General features: G+C 58.9%; 17 protein-coding genes. 12 read left to right on the forward strand and 5 right to left on the reverse strand.

The window, feature by feature from the left end:
• Window positions 1–96: 96 nt before the first annotated feature.
• Window positions 97–990, reverse strand: a complete 894-nt coding sequence (locus tag G5179_RS04015) for a DNA replication terminus site-binding protein (protein ID WP_158112370.1) — start codon at window positions 988–990, stop codon at window positions 97–99.
• Between the two features lie 525 nt (window positions 991–1,515).
• On the opposite strand from G5179_RS04015, the gene G5179_RS04020 reads away from it, so the two are divergent.
• Window positions 1,516–1,725 carry a DUF1127 domain-containing protein gene (locus G5179_RS04020; RefSeq protein WP_158112369.1) on the forward strand — a complete coding sequence of 70 codons (210 nt, stop codon included), beginning with the start codon at window positions 1,516–1,518 and terminating at the stop codon, window positions 1,723–1,725.
• Between the two features lie 294 nt (window positions 1,726–2,019).
• Window positions 2,020–3,045 carry a succinylglutamate desuccinylase gene (gene astE, locus G5179_RS04025; RefSeq protein WP_158112368.1) on the forward strand — a complete coding sequence of 342 codons (1,026 nt, stop codon included), beginning with the start codon at window positions 2,020–2,022 and terminating at the stop codon, window positions 3,043–3,045.
• Window positions 3,046–3,205: 160 nt separating this feature from the next.
• Here the strand turns inward: astE and G5179_RS04030 are convergent, their stop codons facing one another.
• Both G5179_RS04030 and gloB read right to left on the reverse strand, forming a co-directional pair.
• A complete protein-coding gene (locus G5179_RS04030; protein WP_421257910.1) occupies window positions 3,206–4,759 on the reverse strand; it encodes a LysM peptidoglycan-binding domain-containing protein in 1,554 nt (517 codons plus the stop codon).
• Window positions 4,760–4,829: 70 nt separating this feature from the next.
• Entirely contained in the window at window positions 4,830–5,594 is a 765-nt protein-coding gene (gloB, locus tag G5179_RS04035) for a hydroxyacylglutathione hydrolase (RefSeq protein ID WP_421257911.1), read from the reverse strand.
• Window positions 5,595–5,666: 72 nt separating this feature from the next.
• On the opposite strand from gloB, the gene G5179_RS04040 reads away from it, so the two are divergent.
• A complete protein-coding gene (locus tag G5179_RS04040; protein ID WP_164536439.1) occupies window positions 5,667–6,389 on the forward strand; it encodes a methyltransferase domain-containing protein in 723 nt (240 codons plus the stop codon).
• Here the strand turns inward: G5179_RS04040 and rnhA are convergent.
• Window positions 6,377–6,841, reverse strand: a complete 465-nt coding sequence (gene rnhA, locus G5179_RS04045) for a ribonuclease HI (RefSeq protein ID WP_005353268.1) — start codon at window positions 6,839–6,841, stop codon at window positions 6,377–6,379. The genes G5179_RS04040 and rnhA overlap by 13 nt on opposite strands.
• 79 nt (window positions 6,842–6,920) lie before the next feature.
• Here rnhA and dnaQ point away from each other — a divergent pair, with 79 nt between their 5' ends.
• Window positions 6,921–7,655, forward strand: coding sequence for a DNA polymerase III subunit epsilon (dnaQ, locus tag G5179_RS04050; RefSeq protein ID WP_279496581.1), 735 nt, complete (start codon window positions 6,921–6,923; stop codon window positions 7,653–7,655).
• Window positions 7,652–8,914 (forward strand): TIGR03503 family protein, encoded by a 1,263-nt coding sequence (locus G5179_RS04055; protein WP_201937230.1) that lies wholly within the window; start codon window positions 7,652–7,654, stop codon window positions 8,912–8,914. Before dnaQ ends, G5179_RS04055 begins: the two co-directional genes overlap by 4 nt.
• 101 nt (window positions 8,915–9,015) lie before the next feature.
• Here G5179_RS04055 and G5179_RS04060 read toward each other — a convergent pair whose 3' ends face one another.
• Window positions 9,016–10,533 carry an HD domain-containing phosphohydrolase gene (locus G5179_RS04060; protein WP_216954328.1) on the reverse strand — a complete coding sequence of 506 codons (1,518 nt, stop codon included), beginning with the start codon at window positions 10,531–10,533 and terminating at the stop codon, window positions 9,016–9,018.
• A gap of 312 nt (window positions 10,534–10,845) precedes the next feature.
• Between G5179_RS04060 and G5179_RS04065 the strand changes: the two genes are divergently transcribed.
• The 7 genes from G5179_RS04065 (at window position 10,846) to G5179_RS04095 (ending at window position 18,939) form a co-directional block, all read left to right on the forward strand.
• Window positions 10,846–11,649 carry a siderophore-interacting protein gene (locus tag G5179_RS04065; RefSeq protein WP_421257912.1) on the forward strand — a complete coding sequence of 268 codons (804 nt, stop codon included), beginning with the start codon at window positions 10,846–10,848 and terminating at the stop codon, window positions 11,647–11,649.
• A 278-nt stretch (window positions 11,650–11,927) separates the two neighbouring features.
• The gene (locus G5179_RS04070) at window positions 11,928–13,895 is read left to right on the forward strand and encodes a TonB-dependent receptor domain-containing protein (RefSeq protein WP_421257933.1); all 1,968 of its coding nucleotides are present in this window, start codon (window positions 11,928–11,930) and stop codon (window positions 13,893–13,895) included.
• A gap of 109 nt (window positions 13,896–14,004) precedes the next feature.
• Window positions 14,005–15,021: a FecCD family ABC transporter permease gene (locus G5179_RS04075; RefSeq protein ID WP_421221399.1), complete on the forward strand. Its 1,017-nt coding sequence runs from the start codon at window positions 14,005–14,007 to the stop codon at window positions 15,019–15,021.
• Window positions 15,022–15,028: 7 nt separating this feature from the next.
• Window positions 15,029–16,066 (forward strand): FecCD family ABC transporter permease, encoded by a 1,038-nt coding sequence (locus G5179_RS04080; protein WP_421257913.1) that lies wholly within the window; start codon window positions 15,029–15,031, stop codon window positions 16,064–16,066.
• Window positions 16,066–16,869 carry an ABC transporter ATP-binding protein gene (locus G5179_RS04085; RefSeq protein ID WP_042656963.1) on the forward strand — a complete coding sequence of 268 codons (804 nt, stop codon included), beginning with the start codon at window positions 16,066–16,068 and terminating at the stop codon, window positions 16,867–16,869. Before G5179_RS04080 ends, G5179_RS04085 begins: the two co-directional genes overlap by 1 nt.
• Before the next feature lie 83 nt (window positions 16,870–16,952).
• Window positions 16,953–17,870: an iron-siderophore ABC transporter substrate-binding protein gene (locus G5179_RS04090; RefSeq protein ID WP_266135563.1), complete on the forward strand. Its 918-nt coding sequence runs from the start codon at window positions 16,953–16,955 to the stop codon at window positions 17,868–17,870.
• Between the two features lie 280 nt (window positions 17,871–18,150).
• Entirely contained in the window at window positions 18,151–18,939 is a 789-nt protein-coding gene (locus tag G5179_RS04095) for a hypothetical protein (RefSeq protein ID WP_216953224.1), read from the forward strand.
• Window positions 18,940–18,996: the final 57 nt, after the last annotated feature.

The raw sequence follows: 18,996 nt of genomic DNA on the forward strand, positions 1-18,996 counted from the left end.
GAGAACATCCAGAGATGTTCTCCCTTTTCTTATTTGGGATGCAGATGCGGGATACTCGTTTATTGCGGCAAGGCGGCCCAGCTATTCCTGATCCAGTCACCCCTGATAGAGATAGAGGTGCAGCCGCTCGATGATAGGCTCACCGCCAATCTTGCGATCTCGCCGCGCCTGTCGGCTCTTGGGGGGATAGTTGCCCAGATGGGTGACCGCAGGCGGGGTATCCGAGCAGAGCAGCAGAGGCAGGCTCGCCTTGATCTGCTGCTTGCGCGGGGTGCGCTCCAGCCAGAGCAGGTTGATCATCGGGTGGGTCTTGACCGGGCGGCGGATCCGCAGCTCGGCATCGGCGGGCAGACGGCGAATGTCATAGACCTCCTGATCCACCATCTTGCTCCACTCCTCGTTGTTGGAGAGGGCCGGTATGTAGCGGCGGCTGCGCTCCAGCATCTCAAGCACCTGCTCGCGACTGAGGCGATTGATGGTCTGCTTGTCGGCCCAGGTAAAGCCGAGGGATTGCAGCTCCCCCGCCAACAGGGTCAGCTTGCGGTAGACCTGCAGGGTGATCACCCCGGGCAGGGCGGTATGTACCAGCTCGAACTTCTCGTCCCGTCCCCCCGCCTGCTGCACCAGCGCCTTGAAATCAAGCTTGTGCTGGTTGATTTGGTCGATCAGCGGTTGCAGCAAGGGAGCTGCGGCGGCAGGAAAGCGCAACCAGCCGGGCAGCCGATGAGTCGCCTTGGTGGAGCAGCCGGGGCGGGCGCTGTGGTCCCGATAGGCGGCGAGGGTGGCCGCCAGCGCGGCTTCACCGTTGAGATAGCCCACCTCAATTTGCTCGATCGGGTCGTGCTCTTCCCCCTGTGCAACCGGGGGGAGGGGATAGACATGAGCCTCCTGCAGCTCGAGCTGGCCAAGCAGATCGGCCAGCTGGTTGAGAGAGGTTTCAATGGCGGCCATCTGTTGACGCAGGGCGGCGGTAGGGGTAAAGGTATCCATCGATGATCCTGTGGTCTGACCCGCTGTTGACGACATCAGGTATGACATTGCTGCGGGTAGCAAAACTACTGTATAAATAAACATACCAGCATGCGGTTGGAGTGCCAAGAGGCACTTTGAGGAGGGGGCAATGTGCGCCTCTGAATGGGGATGTGGTAATGGTTTTATTTATGTTTCAGAGTGTTAAATAAAGATCACCACAAGATCATTAAATTAACAATCACGTGTAGCTCCGCTGTTGCCAGCTGTTCACACCTTGTCCATCCCTGCATATGTAAAGCAGTAAAATGCATATATAGATGGGTGCCATGCAGCACAATATGCTGTGCGACTCTGCTGGCCAACTGTTAAAATAATTATTTGTTTAAAATCAAAGCGTTAAAATTAAATCCTGCCGTTTTTAGACATTAGATTTACTAATGTAACGTATCAAAATTCGTCAATTGAGTCGGCCCTGTTCCCTGACTAAGCTTTGCGCATCAAATAAAGCCCAGTGCGTAAACAAATATTCAGAGGAGCCACATCATGGCCAACATGGCTTATACCGAAACCGGTTACCAGCATTCCAGCCAATTGAATCTGGTTGCTCGCGTTAAAATGACCGTTCTGACCTGGCTGGAACGCAGCCGCAGCCGTCGCCAGCTCTCCGAGCTGCCCGAGTACCTGCTCAAAGACATCGGCCTGAACGAAGCTGACCGTTATCAAGAGACCACCAAGCCGTTCTGGCGTGGTTGATCTACCGGGCATGGATGCCTTGTTTTTCTGCTGAGTCGTTTGCTGTTCTGCCCCTGTGGGGACCAACTGCCAGGTCTGTTATTGTCTGTTTTATCTCCCCCCGTTTTCCCCCTGTTATTTGTTGATCCTTTTTCCTCTCCTCTTTATTCCACATCGCTACTGTCATTGCTGTCATCGTTCGATTGTTATCACACTTGTATCGTTAATGTTTGAATTTGTTTAAAAAATGATTTTAAGCCACGATGCCTTGCGTATAATCCGGCCATAGTATTCCAGAGCGAGAGGGTGAGACGGATGATTCCCCAGCACGATTTTTTGGCCTTGACCCGCAGCCATGAGTGGCAGCTTGAGCCCTTTGAATTTGCCCTGCCCGATGGTGCGCGGGTCAGCGTCTGGGATACGGGCGTGCTCTGTCTGGAGCCTGCCCGTGGCGCGGGCGATCAGCCGGGAGGACGCAAGGATATCGTCCTCTCCTGCGGTATCCACGGCAACGAGACTGCCCCCATCGAGATCTGCAACCAGCTGCTGAGCCGTCTGCTCTCAGGCGAGCTGAGCGCCCGCCATCGGGTGCTGTTCCTGTTTGGCAATCCGGCGGCGATGAATCTGGGGCTGCGAGAAGTGGAGGAGAACATGAACCGGCTCTTCTCTGGCGCCCACAGCAAGGGGGAGGGGCTCTGCAATCGGGAGCGGATCCGTGCCATGCGCCTCGAGCAGTATGTTAGCCGCTTCTTTGCCGATCCGGCTCGTCCCCGTTACCACTACGATCTGCACACCGCCATTCGCGGTTCGCGCCACGAGAAGTTTGCCGTCTACCCCTTTCCCCACGAGCGGCCCCACTGCCGCGAGCAGGTGCAGTTCCTCGGCGCCTGCGGGGTGCGCACCATTCTGCTCTCCGCCAGCCCGACCACGACCTTCAGCTACTACAGCTCCCGCCAGCATGGGGCCCATGCCTTTACGGTGGAGCTGGGCAAGGTACGGCCATTTGGTGAGAACGATATGACCCGCTTTATCGAAACCCGGCAGGCACTGCAGGAGCTGGTCACTCAGGATGAAGTGGCACTGGAGCCGTGGCGGGCGGACGATTTCACCCTGTTTGCCATCGATCGGGTGATCACCAAAAAATCGGAGCAGTTTCGCTTTCTATTCGCCAGCGATGTGGACAACTTCACCGAATTTCCGCAAGGGTTCGTGTTGGCCGAGGATGGTGAGCTGCGCTACACGGTCGAGAAGCCGCGTGAGGCGGTGGTCTTCCCCAATGCCAACGTGGCGATCGGTCAGCGCACCGTGCTGATGGTGGTGCCGACAAGGCTCTGGGAATAGCGGTGATAGTTTTGCCTGCAGAGCGGTGATGCATCCGCAGGTGGCGCCAAGCCATTGTTTTAGTCGGCGGCTCAGACACAGCAGCGGTTAGCCGCAGTAATAAAAAACGGGGCCAGTCAGATGACTAGCCCCGTTTTTTATCGGGTTCAAGCGGTGAGGCTTAGGTGTTGTTCTTCACAAACAGAGTCAGCTCCTGACCGGGCTTGAGGTAATCCCCTTTATCCAGCTGATTCCAGCGCATCACATCGTTGATGGCCACCTGGAAGCGAGCCGCGATGGAGGAGATGGAGTCGCCACGGCGAACCTGATACACCATCGATTTGTCGCTCTTCTTCCCTTGCTTGGGATAGACCACCAGCTTCATGCCTGGCTTGAGCGCCGACTTGGCATTCAGACCATTCCACTTGGCGAGCTCTTCGTGGGAGACGCCGTGTGCCTGGCTGATGCTCCACAGGTTGTCACCCGAGCGCACCTTGTAACTGACTTTGGCCTTCTGGCTGCTGCCACGGCTTGCCAGCTGTTGCGGTTTGCTGGCGGAGCTGGCCTTGCTGCTGACCTGACCGTGGGTCGGGATCACCAGTTGCTGACCGCGACGCAGGTTGTTGCTGCGCAGATTGTTGGCCAGCTTCAGCTCACTCACGCTGACGCCATGATTCTGGGCAATGCGCGACAGGGTATCGCCACTGGTGACCTGATAGGAGCGGGTACGAATACGCTCGCTCTTGGGCAGATCGGCCAGTGCCAGCTCCAGGGTATCGGCATATTCTACCGGTACCAGCAGGCGGTAAGGACCACGGGGCGACATCACACCACGGCTCAGGGCCGGATTGACCTCCTTGAGCTGTGACGTGCGCAGACCTGCCAGTTGGGCGGCCACATTCAGATCGATCTGGCTGCCGGTCTCCACCACTCGCAGCTTCGGCTCGTTGGCGAGCACCGGCAACTGGATATTGTACTTGTCCGCATTGCTGATCATGTCAGCCATGGCGAGGATCTTGGGCACATACATCCGGGTTTCCCGGGGCAGATCGAGCGACCAGTAGTCGGTCGGTTTGCCTGCGCGCTGGTTACGCTGGATGGCGTTGCGCACCCGACCTTCACCGGCATTGTAGGCGGCCAGCGTTTGCAGCCAGTCACCGTCAAAGAAGCGGTTCAGGTACTCCAGATAGTCGAGCGCCGCATTGGTGGAGGCCAGCACATCGCGCCGTCCGTCATACCAGTTGTCGTGGCGCAGACCGAAGTTTTTGCCTGTCGCTGGCACAAACTGCCAGAGTCCGACGGCATTGCTGCGGGATCGGGCATGAGGATCAAACATGCTCTCGATCATCGGGACAGTAATAAGCTCCATTGGCAGCTCACGCCGTTCAATCTCCTCTACCATCAGATAGAGGTAGGGTTCAGCCCGGCTGGCAATGGTCGCCAGATGCTTATCATTGCGCAACAGCCACTCACGTTGCTGGCGGATGCGCGGGTTGTCCGGAGTTTCCAGTTGCATATCATCGCTGATACGCACCCACAGATTGTCCGTATCTTCCATTTCGTCCAGCTGTTCATCGCCAAACAGGAAATGGGAAGAGTGTTTTTTATGCGCTTTTTTCTTGACCTGGGGGGACTTGATCGGCTCGATTGCCGTTAGCGCCCGGTCATCCTGATGGCTCAGGTTTTGGCAGCCGCTGAGCAACAGCGCTGCCAATAAGGCCGTTCGTACCTTCATCTCGTTCCGGTCATTTTTAGGAAAAACAGCTCGCATCATAAGGGGCAATGGCCCCCTGATCAAGGTTTGTTCAAAAAACGTCCTTCCACTGACGCAGGATGGTGAAGGTATCTACCGGATTTACCACGCATTTTAGCCCATGCTTTTCAGCAGAAAATTTCACTGAATCCTGTTCGCAGCGCAGAAAAATGTTGAAAGTGCGTTCGTCACCCAGCCGGGTTGGCAGGCTTGGCAGCCCCTGTTGCCGCAGTTTGCTGATCAGCCCGATCTGGCGGCGGATCGCCGGGTTGTCCGGCTCGACCGCATAGGCAAAACGCAGGTTGGAGAGGGTGTACTCGTGGGCACAATAAATGAGTGTCTCATCGGGCAGGGCGGCGAGTCGTTGCAGCGAGTGATACATCTGCTCCGGCGTCCCTTCAAACAGGCGGCCACAACCGGCCGAGAAGAGGGTATCGCCACAAAAGAGCATGCCGTTGCCATGGTAGGCGATGTGGCCACGAGTGTGCCCGGGCACATGGATCACCTCGAGGGCGAGGCCGTGCCAGTTGATCTGATCGCCATCTTCCAGCCACTGACCGTGGTGATCCGGCATCGGGTCAAGTTTGGGGCCATAGAGCCGGGCGTGGGGGAAGTGGGCAAGCAGGTCGGTGACGCCCCCGACATGGTCGTGATGGTGATGGGTCAGCAGGATGGCATCGAGCACCAGCCCCAATGCCTCGAGCCGCTCCAGCACGGGTGCGGCATCGCCCGGATCGACCACCAGACAGTGATTTTCGTGGCGGATCAACCAGATGTAGTTGTCATTAAAGGCTGGAACTGTGATCACTGGATACATGAGTCTGCTTCTCTTTAGGGAGGGTATCTTATATAACAGGATGGCGTTCGAAACCCCGAGTTGAGCCCTATTATGCAGGTGGCACGTACCGAACAACAAATCGAGATCCCGACCAGCTGGTCTGCATTGCCTATGGGGGACTGGGTGGCGGCCGAGATCCAGGATCGGCTCGACAACTGGTGCCCCAATCTGTTTGGGTATCATCTGCTGAAAATTGGCGCCCTGAGCGCTGAACTCTCCTGCAAACGCTCCTCCATTCGTCACCAGATCGGGGTCGCCCCCGGCGGGCGATTGCTCGACATGTATGGCGATCCCCTCGATCTGCCGGTGCGGACCGGCAGCGTCGATGCCTGCCTGCTGGCTCACTGCCTCGATTTCTCTGCCGATCCTCATCAGGTGTTGCGCGAAGCCGAAAGGGTGCTGACCGACGATGGCTGGCTGATCATCAGTGGCTATAACCCCATGAGTCTGGTCGGGATCGGTCACTGTGTGCCGTTCTTGCGGCGCAAAATGCCCTGGTCAGCACGAATGTTCACCCCGGGGCGGGTGACGGATTGGCTACATCTGCTGGGATGCGAGGTGATGTTCGACGAGCGCTTTGGTTATTCGTTTATGGGAAAACAGAGCTGGCACAGTTGGTGGCGGGAGAGTATCGGGCGGGATTATTGCAGGGCATTTGCATCGGTATATGTGATTGCGGCCCGTAAACGGCGCTTTCCACTGATCCCGGTGCGGCGGCGCTGGCAACTGCCAAAGTCCCTCGCCACACCGGGAATGGCCCGTCAGGGCTGGTAGCCGGTATCCTCGGCCAGATCCTTGCCGCAGGCGGCCTCTCTGGCCAGCTCGTCGCACCGTTCGTTCTCCGGGTGGCCGGAGTGTCCCTTCACCCAGAGCCACTCAATCTGGTGGCGACCCACTTCTGCATCCAGCTCCTTCCAGAGATCGACGTTTTTGACCGGTTGCCGGTTGGCGGTCATCCACCCTTTCTTCTTCCAGCCGATGATCCACTGGGTGATCCCCTGGCGGACATACTGGCTGTCGGTGGTGAGGCGCACCTTGCACGGTTCGTTGAGGGTGCGCAGCCCCATGATGGCGGCCATCAGCTCCATCCGGTTATTAGTGGTCAACTTGAATCCGGCGGAAATCTCTTTGCGGTGCTTGCCGTAGACCATCACGGCCCCGTAACCACCCGGGCCCGGATTGCCGAGGCAGGAGCCGTCGGTATAGACATCAATCTGTTTTAACATGAGCAATCAATCTGTTTTAACATGAGGCTTGGGGTAAACTAGCGAGTAAGTAAAGCCGAAGTTTGACATAGATTGGATCATGAACACACCCCAACTGAATCGCCAGATCATTCTGGATACTGAAACCACAGGTATGAATACGGCGGGCGGCCCTGTCTATCTGGGGCACCGCATTATCGAAATCGGCTGTGTGGAGGTGATCAACCGCAAGCTGACCGGTAACCACTATCACGTCTATATCAAGCCTGATCGTCTGGTCGACCCGGAAGCGATCCAGGTGCACGGTATCACCGACGAGTTTCTGCGTGACAAACCGTCGTTCAGCCAGATTGCCGATGAATTCCTCGAGTTCATCCGCGGCGCCGAACTGATCGCTCACAACGCACCGTTTGACGTGAGCTTCATGGACTACGAGTTCAGCAAGCTCGGACTCAACTTCAAGACGGCGGATATCTGCACCATCACAGATACCCTGGCGATGGCGCGGGATCTCTTCCCCGGCAAGCGCAACAACCTGGATGTGCTGTGCGATCGTTACGGTATCGACAACTCCCACCGTACCCTGCACGGGGCTCTGCTCGATGCGGAGATCCTGGCTGACGTCTATCTGTTGATGACCGGTGGTCAGACCAAACTGAATCTGGCCACCGAAAGCAATGAAAACGAGAGCAATCAGGACACCAGCATTCGCCGGTTGGAGAGCAACCGACCCGCCCTCAAGGTGGTGCGTGCCAGTGCCGAGGTTCAGACCCTGCACGAGGCGAGACTGGATCTGGTACAGAAAAAGGGAGGAAGTTGTCTGTGGCGGCAATGAGCAAGTGGTGTGCCGGTCTGCTGTTGTTGCTCTCGCTGGGGGCGATGGCGACCGAGGTATTTGCCCCTTCCGATATTCCGCTGCTGGATAACCGCTTTCGCATCGATTACGGGGTGAAGGAGATCACCTTCATCATCAAGCGCAAGCCGGGCACCCCGTCCGTGATCTTGGTTCGCCCCGATGGCAGCAAGCTTTACGTGGGCAAGGTCAAACCCGCAGATGTGGGTTGGCTGGCGCTGCCGGAGCATGATCTCATTACCCTGCGCAATCCCATGCCGGGCCCCTGGCAGGCGATTGGCGAGGTGGATCCCGACAATCGGGTGCGCATTCTCTCCGATATCCGGCTCGATATCGCCGCCCTGCCGATGCAGCTCTATCAGGGGGAGGTGGTCAAGCTCAAGGCGTGGTTGCTGATCAATGGTCAGCCGCCGAAAGATAAATACTATCTCTCTGATCTTGGCATGACCGTCAAGCTGCAATCGTTCAGCGATGCCGATAAGAAAGAGGTCGTGCTGGATCAAGTACTTGGCCACTATCGCGATGATGGCAAGGGGCTCGACGAAGTGCCGGGCGATGGCATCATGACGGCGGAAGTGACGCTGCATGATATTCCCGGTGGCAAGTACCGCGCCATGTTCAGCACGGGCAATCAGGTTTTTGTCCGTGCCCGTTATCAGGATGTGCTGCTTTACCCCTATCCGTTCAGCTATAACTTGTCGCCGCCTTCGGATGAGCTGGGTGCCAAGCTCTCACTGCTAATCGACCGTGATGAGCTGGATCCCGCCTCCGTGGTGGTCAAGGGGAGTGTGACCAGCAATGTGGGCGGCCTCTACGAGTTCAGCGAGACCGCCAGCGACCCCAAGCTTGATATCGATCTCTCCAACCTCAAGGAGGTCGGTCAGCATGAGGTGAAAGCAACCCTCTATGGCACCACTCGCCTCGGCCGTGAGCTGAAAATCGAGTTGCCGGTGAAAACCTTCAATGTCTTCCCGCCACCGCCGCCTCCTGTAGAGGTGGTGTCGGCCGCCGCTCAGGCCTCCAGCGCCGAGTCTACCGAAGAGCAGCCTGAAGAGGGAATGGGGTGGCTACTTTGGGTTCTGGTTGGGGGTGGGGTACTACTGGTGTTGCTGGGAGGCGCAGGTTTTGTGGTGATGCAAAAACGGCGTGCTTTTAAACGTGCGCTAGCAGCAGCTCAGGCTGAAAATCAACAAAACGGCCAACCGGCAGCCAAGCTAGATCTCAACTTGCCAGAGCAGTAGCCCAGACTCGGGAAAAACGATACACCAGAGAGAAGAAACCGCCCTCGATAAGCAGGGCGGTTTTTTTAGCTCGACCCCTTAGGATAAGGGATTGGCAGCAATCAGTGATCGCCGATATAGACATCCTTGTTCTGCTCGCGGATTTCGAGGAACTTGTCCAGATTGGCCATCATCAGCTCGACCAACTGGGGGTCGAAATGCTGCCCCTTCTCCTCTTCAATCAGGGCCAGCACCTTGTCCAGCGGCCATGCTTTCTTGTAGCAGCGATCCGAACCCAGGGCATCGAACACATCGGCCAGTGCCACGATCCGTCCTTCCAGTGGGATATCGGCCCCCTTCAAACCGCGGGGATAACCGCTGCCATTCCACTTCTCATGGTGATTGCCTGCTATGGTGGCGCCAATCTGGAACAACGCCAGATCGCTGCCGGAGAGCATATCCTGACCGAGTTGGGCATGAGTTTTCATGATCTCCCACTCTTCCGGGGTCAGCTTGCCCGGTTTGTGCAAAATGGCATCGGGAATCCCCACCTTGCCAATGTCGTGCAGTGGTGAGGCCCGTTTAACCAGCTCGCTCTGCTCTTCGCTCATCCCCAGCAGATGGCAGAAAAGCTCGGTGTAGAGCGCGACCCGTTTGACGTGTAACCCTGACTCCTTGGAGCGGGTTTCGACCAGTTCGCCGATGCGATAGATGATCTCCCGCTGGTTGTCGGCGATCACCTCGTTGAGCCGGATATTTTCCAGTGCCACTATGATGTTTTCGGTAAACAGGGTCAGCAGGCTGGTATCGATCTGACTGAGCTGGCGAGTGGTCTCGATATGAAACAACAGGTGGTGGCGCGGGTTTTGGCAGTAGAGCACCATCTGGTTGGTGTTGTAGATATTGCAGCCCCGGGTCATGGCCTGACGCAGTATCTCGGGTGCCTCTGTCAACCGCACCGGGGGATGACCTGGCAGCAGGGGCTCCAGCAGTTGATCCTTCACTTCGTAGGCATATTGTTTTACATCGTAAATCTGGGTCTCTCCCAGATGGAGCAGGGCGCTCAGCTGCTCTTGGGCGCCTTCGACAAACTGACGCAGCGCCCGTTTCTCAAAGATCCCCTTGGAGGCTTCGATGACTTTTTCCAGCCCTTGCCGGTTGCTTTCCAGGGTGCGGATATCCCGATAGGAGCGCAGGCTGGCACGCAGCAGGGTGCGCAGCTTCTGGGAGGTGAGCTCGGTTTTATCCTTGTAGTCGTTGATGTCGTAGTTGGTCACCACGTCATCTTCCGGCGCCTGGCCGGGTTGGCCGGTACGCAGCACGATGCGTACCATCTTGTTTTGCAGCTCTTCACGGACATATTTGACGACATCAAGACCGGCGTGATCGACCTCCATCACCACGTCCAGCAGCAGCAGTGCAACATCCGGGGTGGTGGCCAGCAATTTTTTTGCCTCTGCTGCCGAATAGGCATGCAGAAACTCGATGGGACGATTGTCAAACTCGAATTTGTTTAAAGTGATCTTGGTGATGCGATGCACTTCCGGTTCATCGTCAACAATCATCACCCTCCAGCCTGCTTGCTGCGCGTCGGGGAGGGAGAGCTCGTCATCATCAATAATCAGGATCTGGTCATCCATCATACAATCCTGTTTGGCATCCTGTGCTTACATTAACTGCTTCACTAAGGATAGGAAACTTATTGAGAAATAAAATTTGATCTCGAAAAACTATGGTCGAAATAGGCAAATGGAACCCTGCGTGACAGTGTTGTTGTCCGGCTGCTTTCTTCGTCCAATCATGGGACTAGCGTGCATAAGCCCGTTTCTCTGTTCGGGGGCTGATGGTAGTGATTAGTGATGTTTGAGCCGGATAGACGAGAAATAATCGCATTTGATAGTGATTCCCATTTGTGTGTAGCATAGGCAACACACTCAACGAGGAGCCTCATTGTGTCCCCATCTCTGCCTCCCAATCGTCCCCGTCTGCTGACTGTCAAAGCCATTACCCAGATCACCCCCCATTTGCGTCGTATCACCTTTGGTGGCAGCGAACTGGCTGACTATCCCTTCACCTGCGGTGGTGCCCATATCAAGGTGATGCTGGCCCAGCCCCATCAGGTAGAGCCGGTGCTGCCTGCAATGACCCCGAGCGGCCCGCGCTGGAGTGACCCGGCTGACAAGCCGGTGATCCGCACCTACACCATCCGCGCGTTTCGCCGTGATGAGCAGGAAATTGATATCGACTTCGTGCTGCACGGTGACGGCGGGCCCGCCAGCGCCTTTGCTACCCATGCCAAGCCGGGAGAGAAGATAATCCTCTCCGGGCCGGGTGGTCCCAACCCTATGCTGCAACCGGCCGATCACTACTGTCTGGTAGGGGATCTCACCGCCTTGCCCGCCATCATGGCGATGTGCGAGGTGATGCCTGCCGATGCCAGAGGGGAAATTGCGATTCTGGTGCCGGATCAGGCCGATGCTCAGCCGTTGACGCTGCCGGTCGGGGTGCGCTGTCACTGGTTTGTCGGCGAGCCCGAGTCCAGTGGCCTGCTGGAGCATGTGATTGCTCTGCCGCTGGTGCGCGATGGTGGCTTCTTCTGGCTGGGTGGGGAAGAGGCGCTGGTGCTGCCGCTGCGCCGCCATTTTCGGTCTGTGCTCGAGGTGGATCGCCAGTCGCTCTACGCCGTGCCGTACTGGCGCCGGGGCAAGAGTGAAGAGGCCTATCACCAGACTCGCCACGATGTGATGGATAATTAAGCGGATGCGAAAGAATACCTGATTCACTCTTGCAAATAAAAATGATTTGCATTTAGTATTGCGCCGTCCCGATGTCAGTCGGTACGGCGCTTTTGTTATTGATGGCTGCGAGTGGCATAGCACAACGCAGGGCCTGCCGTAATGCACTGATGTTCGGGGTGATGGGGCATGGACGACTGTTCATGCCAATGAACTCCATCACTTTGCACCGGGTCTGGCGAGGTCAGACAGGGATGTCGGTGGTGTTGGCCTTGGTTGTTTTATGTGGAGTGTTGATGATGCGTACATCATCCCGACGATTTGCAGTGCATCCGCTGGTGTTGTCCCTTTTTGCCCTGCCAGTTCTGGCCCAAGGGACTGCGCCTGTCACCGTTCATGAAACTATGGTGGTGACGGCGAGTAAAACCCGGCACAGCGAGCTGACCGCCCCGGCCAGCGTCTCTGTGGTGACTCGGGCCGAGCTCGACAAGCTCAATGTCAATGACCTCACCGGCGCTCTGAAACAGTTGCCGGGGGTCAATATCAGCCCTGCTACCAGCTACGGCCGCAGCGAGATCAAGTTGCGCGGGCTGGAGGGGGATTACACCCTGTTGCTGGTCAATGGGCGGCGTATCAGCTCCCGCGATGCTCTTACCTCCGGTTATGGCAATGATTTCGATCTCTCCGCCATCCCCATGGCGGCCATCGAGCGTATCGAAGTGATCCGTGGCCCCATCTCCTCCCTCTACGGCGCAGATGCGCTGGGTGGGGTGGTCAATGTCATCTTGCGCCAACCCGGGGAGAAGACCGAAGCGGCGGCCACCTATACCTTCAGCGACCCCACCGACGGTCACGGCGGGGATATCAACAAGGCGAGTGCCTATGTGGGCGGGGCACTGATCGACAACAAGCTGCTGGCCAACCTGGTGGTAGAAGGGAACCACCGGGACGCCTGGCAGAGCGAGCAGAGCATCAACCCCAAGGCCGATGCCATCGAGCAGCGTGAAAAGCTGGGGATCCTCTCCAACGTCAAATGGCTGATCGACGATCGTCAGGATCTGGATGTGGGGATGAACTACGCCAAAGACGATCGGGAGGCCCACTGGAACAACTACGGCCAGACGCCGCGCAATATCCAGCAGATGGAGCGACTGGGGCTCAATGCCACCCATGTCGGCCGTTGGGATCAGTTCGACAGCCGGGTCGGCTATGCCTTCGAGCAGGTTGATCTCTTTGATGACTCCGAACTGATGACGGCGCTGAGCAAGACCAGCGGCGATGTGATCCAGACCAACCACACCTTTGATGGCCAGCTGAGCGGCAATCTGGGCAGCCACCTGCTGACCAGCGGTGCCGAGTACCGCATCACCGAACTCAAGCATAATGTCAACCTCAAGGGGGGCGATGTCAGCGTCAACCAGAGCGCGCTCTATCTGCAGGATGAGTTTGGCTTTGGCGATCTGGCGTTGACCCTGAGTGGCCGAGTCGATCACCACGAGACCTATGGCACCGAGTTCAGCCCCCGCGGTTATGCCCTCTACAGCCTGACTGACAACTGGGTGGTCAAGGGCGGCATTGGCAAGGCATTCAAGGCGCCGACCATTGCCCAGTCCAACCCGGATTATGCCGTAGCCGCCTGTCGCGGTCGCTGCGCCGTGGTGGGCAACCCGGATCTGAAGCCGGAAACCGCCGTCAGCTACGAGCTGGGCACCGCCTATGATGGTTCGTTCTGGGGCGCCGGGGTTACCGTCTTCCACAACGATATCAAGGACAAGATCCAGAGCGAGGCATGGACCTCCACCTGGCGTCCGGCGGTGATGACCTATCAGAACGTCAGCAAGGCCCGCATCAAGGGGGTGGAGCTGAGCGGCTGGTTTGATATCACCGATGCCCTGACCCTCTCCAGCAACGTCACCCTGATCGACGGGGAGGACAAGACCAGCGGCAAGGATCTCTATCGGACGCCGGAGCATACCGTCAACGCCAAGCTGGAGTGGCAGGTCATCGAGAGCCTGAGTACCCAGCTCGGCTGGAACTACACCGGCAGCCAGATCCTTCCGGTTCCGCGCATGAGCGGCACCACCTATGAGACCACCGCCGGATTCCACACCCTGGATATCGGGGCAGTCTGGAACGCCACTCGGGCACTGGATCTGAAGTTCGGGCTCAACAACCTGACCAATACCAAGCGTGACTGGGTTGCCACCGAGGCCGATCAGATCCTCGACGGGCGCACTGTCTATGCCGGTGTGGCCTACAAACTGTAATGGCTGAGCGGGAGCCCGCACTGGCGGGCTTCCGTTGTTGCCACGGTATCACCTCGGATGACGGCTTTTGTGTCAACAAGATGGCATTGCAATCATAAGGAGTTAAAGGGTGTTTAGAGACCAGACCTCGCTGTTCTGGCTGGGATTGTTCCTCCTGTTCGTACTGCTTTCTCTTTCGCTCGCCACCGGTGCGGGTGTCTATGGTGCTCGCGAGGTGCTCGGCTACCTGATGGGGGATGCCCGCTGGGCTGGCGACCAGAAGCTCGCCATGGTGCTCAATACCTTGCGACTGCCGCGCACCCTCTGTGCCATGGTGGTCGGCGCCTCTTTATCTCTGGCTGCCTCCTTGTTGCAGAGCGCGACCCGCAATCCGCTGGCGGAGCCCGGCCTGCTCGGCGTCAACGCCGGGGCCGTCTTTGCGCTGGTGGTGGGGCTCACCTGGTTCGGGGTGGAGTCCGCCTACGGCTATCTGCTCTGGGCCGGACTCGGTGCGCTGCTCGGCAACGTGATTGTGCTGGGGCTTGGCATGATGATTGGCCGCTCCAACCCGCTGAAGCTCATTCTGGTCGGGGTGGCGCTCTCCGCCACCTTCGGCGGTCTCTCCAGCTTTCTGCTGCTCTCCAACAAGATGGTGCTGGAACAGTACCGCTTCTGGAACCTCGGCTCCCTGTCGGCGGCCAATCTCGATGCCATCATTGCCGTGCTGCCCTTCGTGCTGGCGGCGTTTGTCATCACCCTGCTGCTCTGTCGCCAGCTAACCCTGATGCAGATGGGGGACAGTCAGGCCCAAGCGCTGGGGATCCGCCCAAACCGGGTGCGAATTGGCGTGCTGTTGGCCGCTACCCTGTTTACCGCCAGTGCCATCGCCATCGCTGGCCCCATCGGCTTTGTCGGCTTTCTGGCCGCCTACTGTGGCCGACTGGTAGAGCCGGTGAAGCTGTCGGTGCAGGTCTGTTTCTCCGCCCTGTTCGGCATGCTGTTTCTGCTGTTGGCCGACATTCTGGCGCGCTGGCTGATCCAGCCGTTCGAGCTGCCCAACGGGGTTATTCTGGCCCTGATTGGTGCGCCAGTACTGATCGCCATTGTTCATCGCGGGGGCTTTCGTACCCTGCTGACCGTCAAGTGAGGGGCTGATGCGCACACCTACCGATATGCTCTGTCTGCGTGCCGGCAACCGCTCTTTGCTGATCCATCTGCCGAGCTGGCGCTGGCTGGCCCTGCTGGCCATGGCGCTGCTAGCGTTGGGTCTGCTGGCCCTGAGCGTTGGCGGCGGCAAGCTCGGCTTTGCCGGGGTGGTCAACACTCTGCTGGGGGAGGGGACGCGGCTTGAGCAGCTCACCCTGTTCAAGATCCGGCTGCCGCGCATCCTTGGGGTGGTGGTGGCGGGGGCGGCCATGGGGCTCTCCGGCTGTCTGGTACAAACTCTGGTGCGCAACCGGCTGGCTACTCCCGACATGGTGGGGGTCAACAATGGCGCCTCTCTGGCCATCATCGTCTTCTCCCTCTACCTGACCGTGGGCAGCTGGCCCTGGTGGGCGGCCCCCATCGGCGCCATCTTCGCGGCGCTGGTGCTCTATGCCCTCTGCCGCAAGCCAGGTGAGCAGGGCTATCTGTTCGTGGTGATCGGCATCGGCCTCTCCGAGCTGTTCGAGGCGCTCGGCCAGTTTGTGATGTCCACTCAGGCCTTGTTGCACTTGAGCTCCCTCTATCTGTGGAATATGGGCAGCTTTATCGCCGTGGGTTACAGCACCATCACCCCCATCGCTATCCTGTTGCTGCTGCTCTGCCCCTGGATCGTCTATCTCTCCCGCGCGCTGGCGGTGCTGCGCTTTGGTCCCGAGATGGCCATAGGGCTTGGCGTCAACGGCGATCGGGTACAACTGGGCATTCTGGCCCAGGCCATTCTGGTGGCAGCGCTCGGCACTGCCATCGGCGGCCCCGTGGTCTTTATCGCCATGGCGGCCCCCATTCTTGCCTCCTGGCTGGTAAAAGACCGGGTGGTGCCGCTCTGGCTGGCGGCGCTTAGCGGCGCCCTGCTGCTGCTTGCCAGCGATACCCTGGTCCGGGTGCTGGCCAGCCCCCACGAGGTGGCGACCGGTATCATGACCCGCATTCTCGGTGGCCTGTTGCTGCTGTTTCTTCTTGTTAACGATCGCCAGAGGGCTGACTGATGACGCTCACCGTAAATCGCCTCCACTTCGCCTATCAGCAGACCCCCATCCTGCGGGACATCTCTTTCAGCGTGCCGAGGGGCAAGCTGGTGGGGATCGTCGGCCCCAACGGCTGCGGCAAATCGACCCTGCTCAAGCTGCTATCCGGCCAGATGAAAGCCCAACGCGGCGAGATCCTGCTCAAAGGCAAGCCGCTTGCCAGCTACCCCATGAAGGGGTTGGCGCGGGAGCTCGCCTACCTGCCCCAGCGGCCAACCCTGCCTGCCGGCATTCTGGTGGAGCAGCTGGTGCAGTATGGCCGCCACCCCCATCAGGGCTGGTTCAATCAGTGGGGCGAGGAGGATGCCCGCATGGTGCGCAGCGCCGGCGAGCGGATGCAGCTTGAAAGCATCTGGCAGCAGAGCGCCGCGTCCCTCTCCGGCGGGCAGGCGCAGCGGGCCTGGCTTGCGATGATCCTGGCGCAGGACAGCGACATGGTGCTGCTCGACGAGCCCACCAGCGCCCTCGATATCGGCCACCAGACCGAGGTGATGGAGGCAATTCACCGCATCACTGCCGAAGGCAAAACCGTGCTGCTGGTGATCCACGATCTGGCGATGGCGGCCCGCTACTGTGACGAGTTGATCGCCATCGGCGAGGGGACCATTGCCGCCATGGGCCCGGCCCGGGAGGTGGTGACCAAGGATCTAATCGACCGGCTCTACCAGACCAGTGTCGACATTCTGCATGCCCCCGGCGACGGGGCGCCCATTATCGTGCCCCGTCGTCACGAACATGGCCGCGCCCTGCGTTCGGCGAGTTGAGTCATATGGGCCTGCTCTGTGGGCCAACCGAGTGTATCCTCGCGGCCGATTATCCGGGCCGTGCAACGAGAAGGAGTGAGATGATGAAGCGTTTTGCCGCCCTGGCAGCAGCCATCCTGATGCTGGCCGCGCCGCTGGTTCAGGCACAGGAGATGCGTGAAGTGACTGATGCGTTTGGCCAGAAGGTGCAGGTGCCAGTCCAGCCAACGCGGGTGGTGGTGCTGAGCGAGCTCGAACTCGACAGCACCCTGACCCTGGGGCTGACCCCCATCGGCGCCGTCAATGGCCGTGGTCAACCCACCTTGCCTCGCTATTTGCTGAACAAGGCGGGCATGGGGATCCAGGTGATCGGCGATCTCGACAGCCCCAATCTGGAGTCGCTGATTGCGCTGGAGCCCGATCTTATCCTGACAGGCCAGACCCGTCCCGAGCTGCTGACTTTGCTGGGGGAGATCGCGCCGACCGTGGTGACCAGCAAGTGGGGGGAGCCGTGGCAGGATAGCTTCCGCCGCACCGCTCACACCCTCAACCGCGACCAGCAAGGAGATACTTTCTTGCTGCAGTATGCCGAGCGGTTGACTCAGGCTCGCAGCAAGCTGGCCAAGCATCAGGGGGAGAGCATCAGCATAGTGCGCTGGAACCCCAAGGGGCCGAGCTTTATGTATCAGGGCACCTTTGCCAGCAGCGTAGTGGAGTCGATGGGGCTGGTACGGCCAAGCAAGCAGCAGGGTACTGGCGCACCCCACTCACCGGCGCTGAGTCTGGAGTCCCTCAACCTGCTGGATGCTGACTGGCTGGTGGTCGGTACCCTGAGCGCCAGCGGTGATGCGGTGGATGCCATGCGTCAGGCGGAGCAGACTCCGGCGTTCCAGCAGTTGCCGGTGATCAAGGCCAAGCGCTTTGGCGCCGTGGACGGGTCGCTCTGGACTTCGAGCGGCGGCCCACAGGCGGCTCTCAAGGTGATCGAGGATGTGGAGCGGTTGCTGGCAACCCGCAGCTGAACGAGCGCGTTATCTGAGGGATGAAATCTGTGCGAATGAACCACAGATAGAGTATCTATCAGTGGTTCATTAATGTGGATGTTAATTTCTTTTATTGGCTCATTCGCAAAAGAGTGCTTTCGTTTATTGATTAATGTGTGAATTGCTGCACGTTCTGGGTACGAGCCTCGCGGTATGGCTTTTGTCGCCCCCGTTTTTCCGTATGGTATGAGCGTTTATTGGGTCAAGGGTTAATTGCTGCTTGTTCCCGTTAAGTGCTTGCTACCAAAGAGGAATCTAAATGAACGAGAGTCGACGTAGAGTCACCCTGGGGCTGTTGAGTACCCCCCTGGTCGCCACCCTCACCGGCTGCAACAGCAGCAATGACAGCCAGGGGAGTGCGGCGGATTTTCGCACCACCCTGACCGACCGGCTGAGCGCCGAGCTGCACGACGAGCAGACGGCCCGCCAGCTGGCCCCCTTCATCGAGGAGGCCTGCTTCAACATGACCCCGTCCCGGGTCGCCATCGACCAGGCCCACTGCGTCATCGCCTTTGCCTTCGGCAACCGCCCCAACGCCTCGGGCAACCCGGATGAACTGGCCGAGCCCGGCCCCATGAACGAGGCTCTGGCTGCCTGCTGTGCGGCCCTCTATCGGCAAAAGCCGGTGCCCATGTACGTGCAATGGGAGATTGCCCGCTTCCTCGACTCGGCCCGCTATTCGGACATTCCAGCCCGGGATGTCATCTCCATCGAGCCTTACTGGGATAATGAAGGCAAGCTGGTCTACCTCAGCACGGACGGCGTGGTGGAGGCCATCGTCAGGGATTATGCCGGCGGAGATGCCGCCGCCCTTGGCACGGCGGCCGTTATCGGTCACCGCGACCACGTCAAGCGCTGCATCATCACCTGCCGTGCCCGCAAGGTGGCGAGCCATGCCCCGGAGGGGATCGAACTGCCCGTCTGGTACGACGAGCAATCCGATCAACCCTGGACCCGTCGCCGCGACCTCTATGTGCTGCAGGATATCTCGGTTCAGTTGATGGGGGTGGCGCAGGCCAACATAGCCCAAGCCTATCCGAACGGCTGAGGAGGCCGCTCGGCGGATGGTGCAATAACAGAAAACGGCGGGATGATCCCGCCGTTT

Source organism: Aeromonas sp. 600886 (assembly GCF_049174935.1).
Classification (GTDB): Bacteria; Pseudomonadota; Gammaproteobacteria; order Enterobacterales; family Aeromonadaceae; genus Aeromonas; species Aeromonas veronii_A.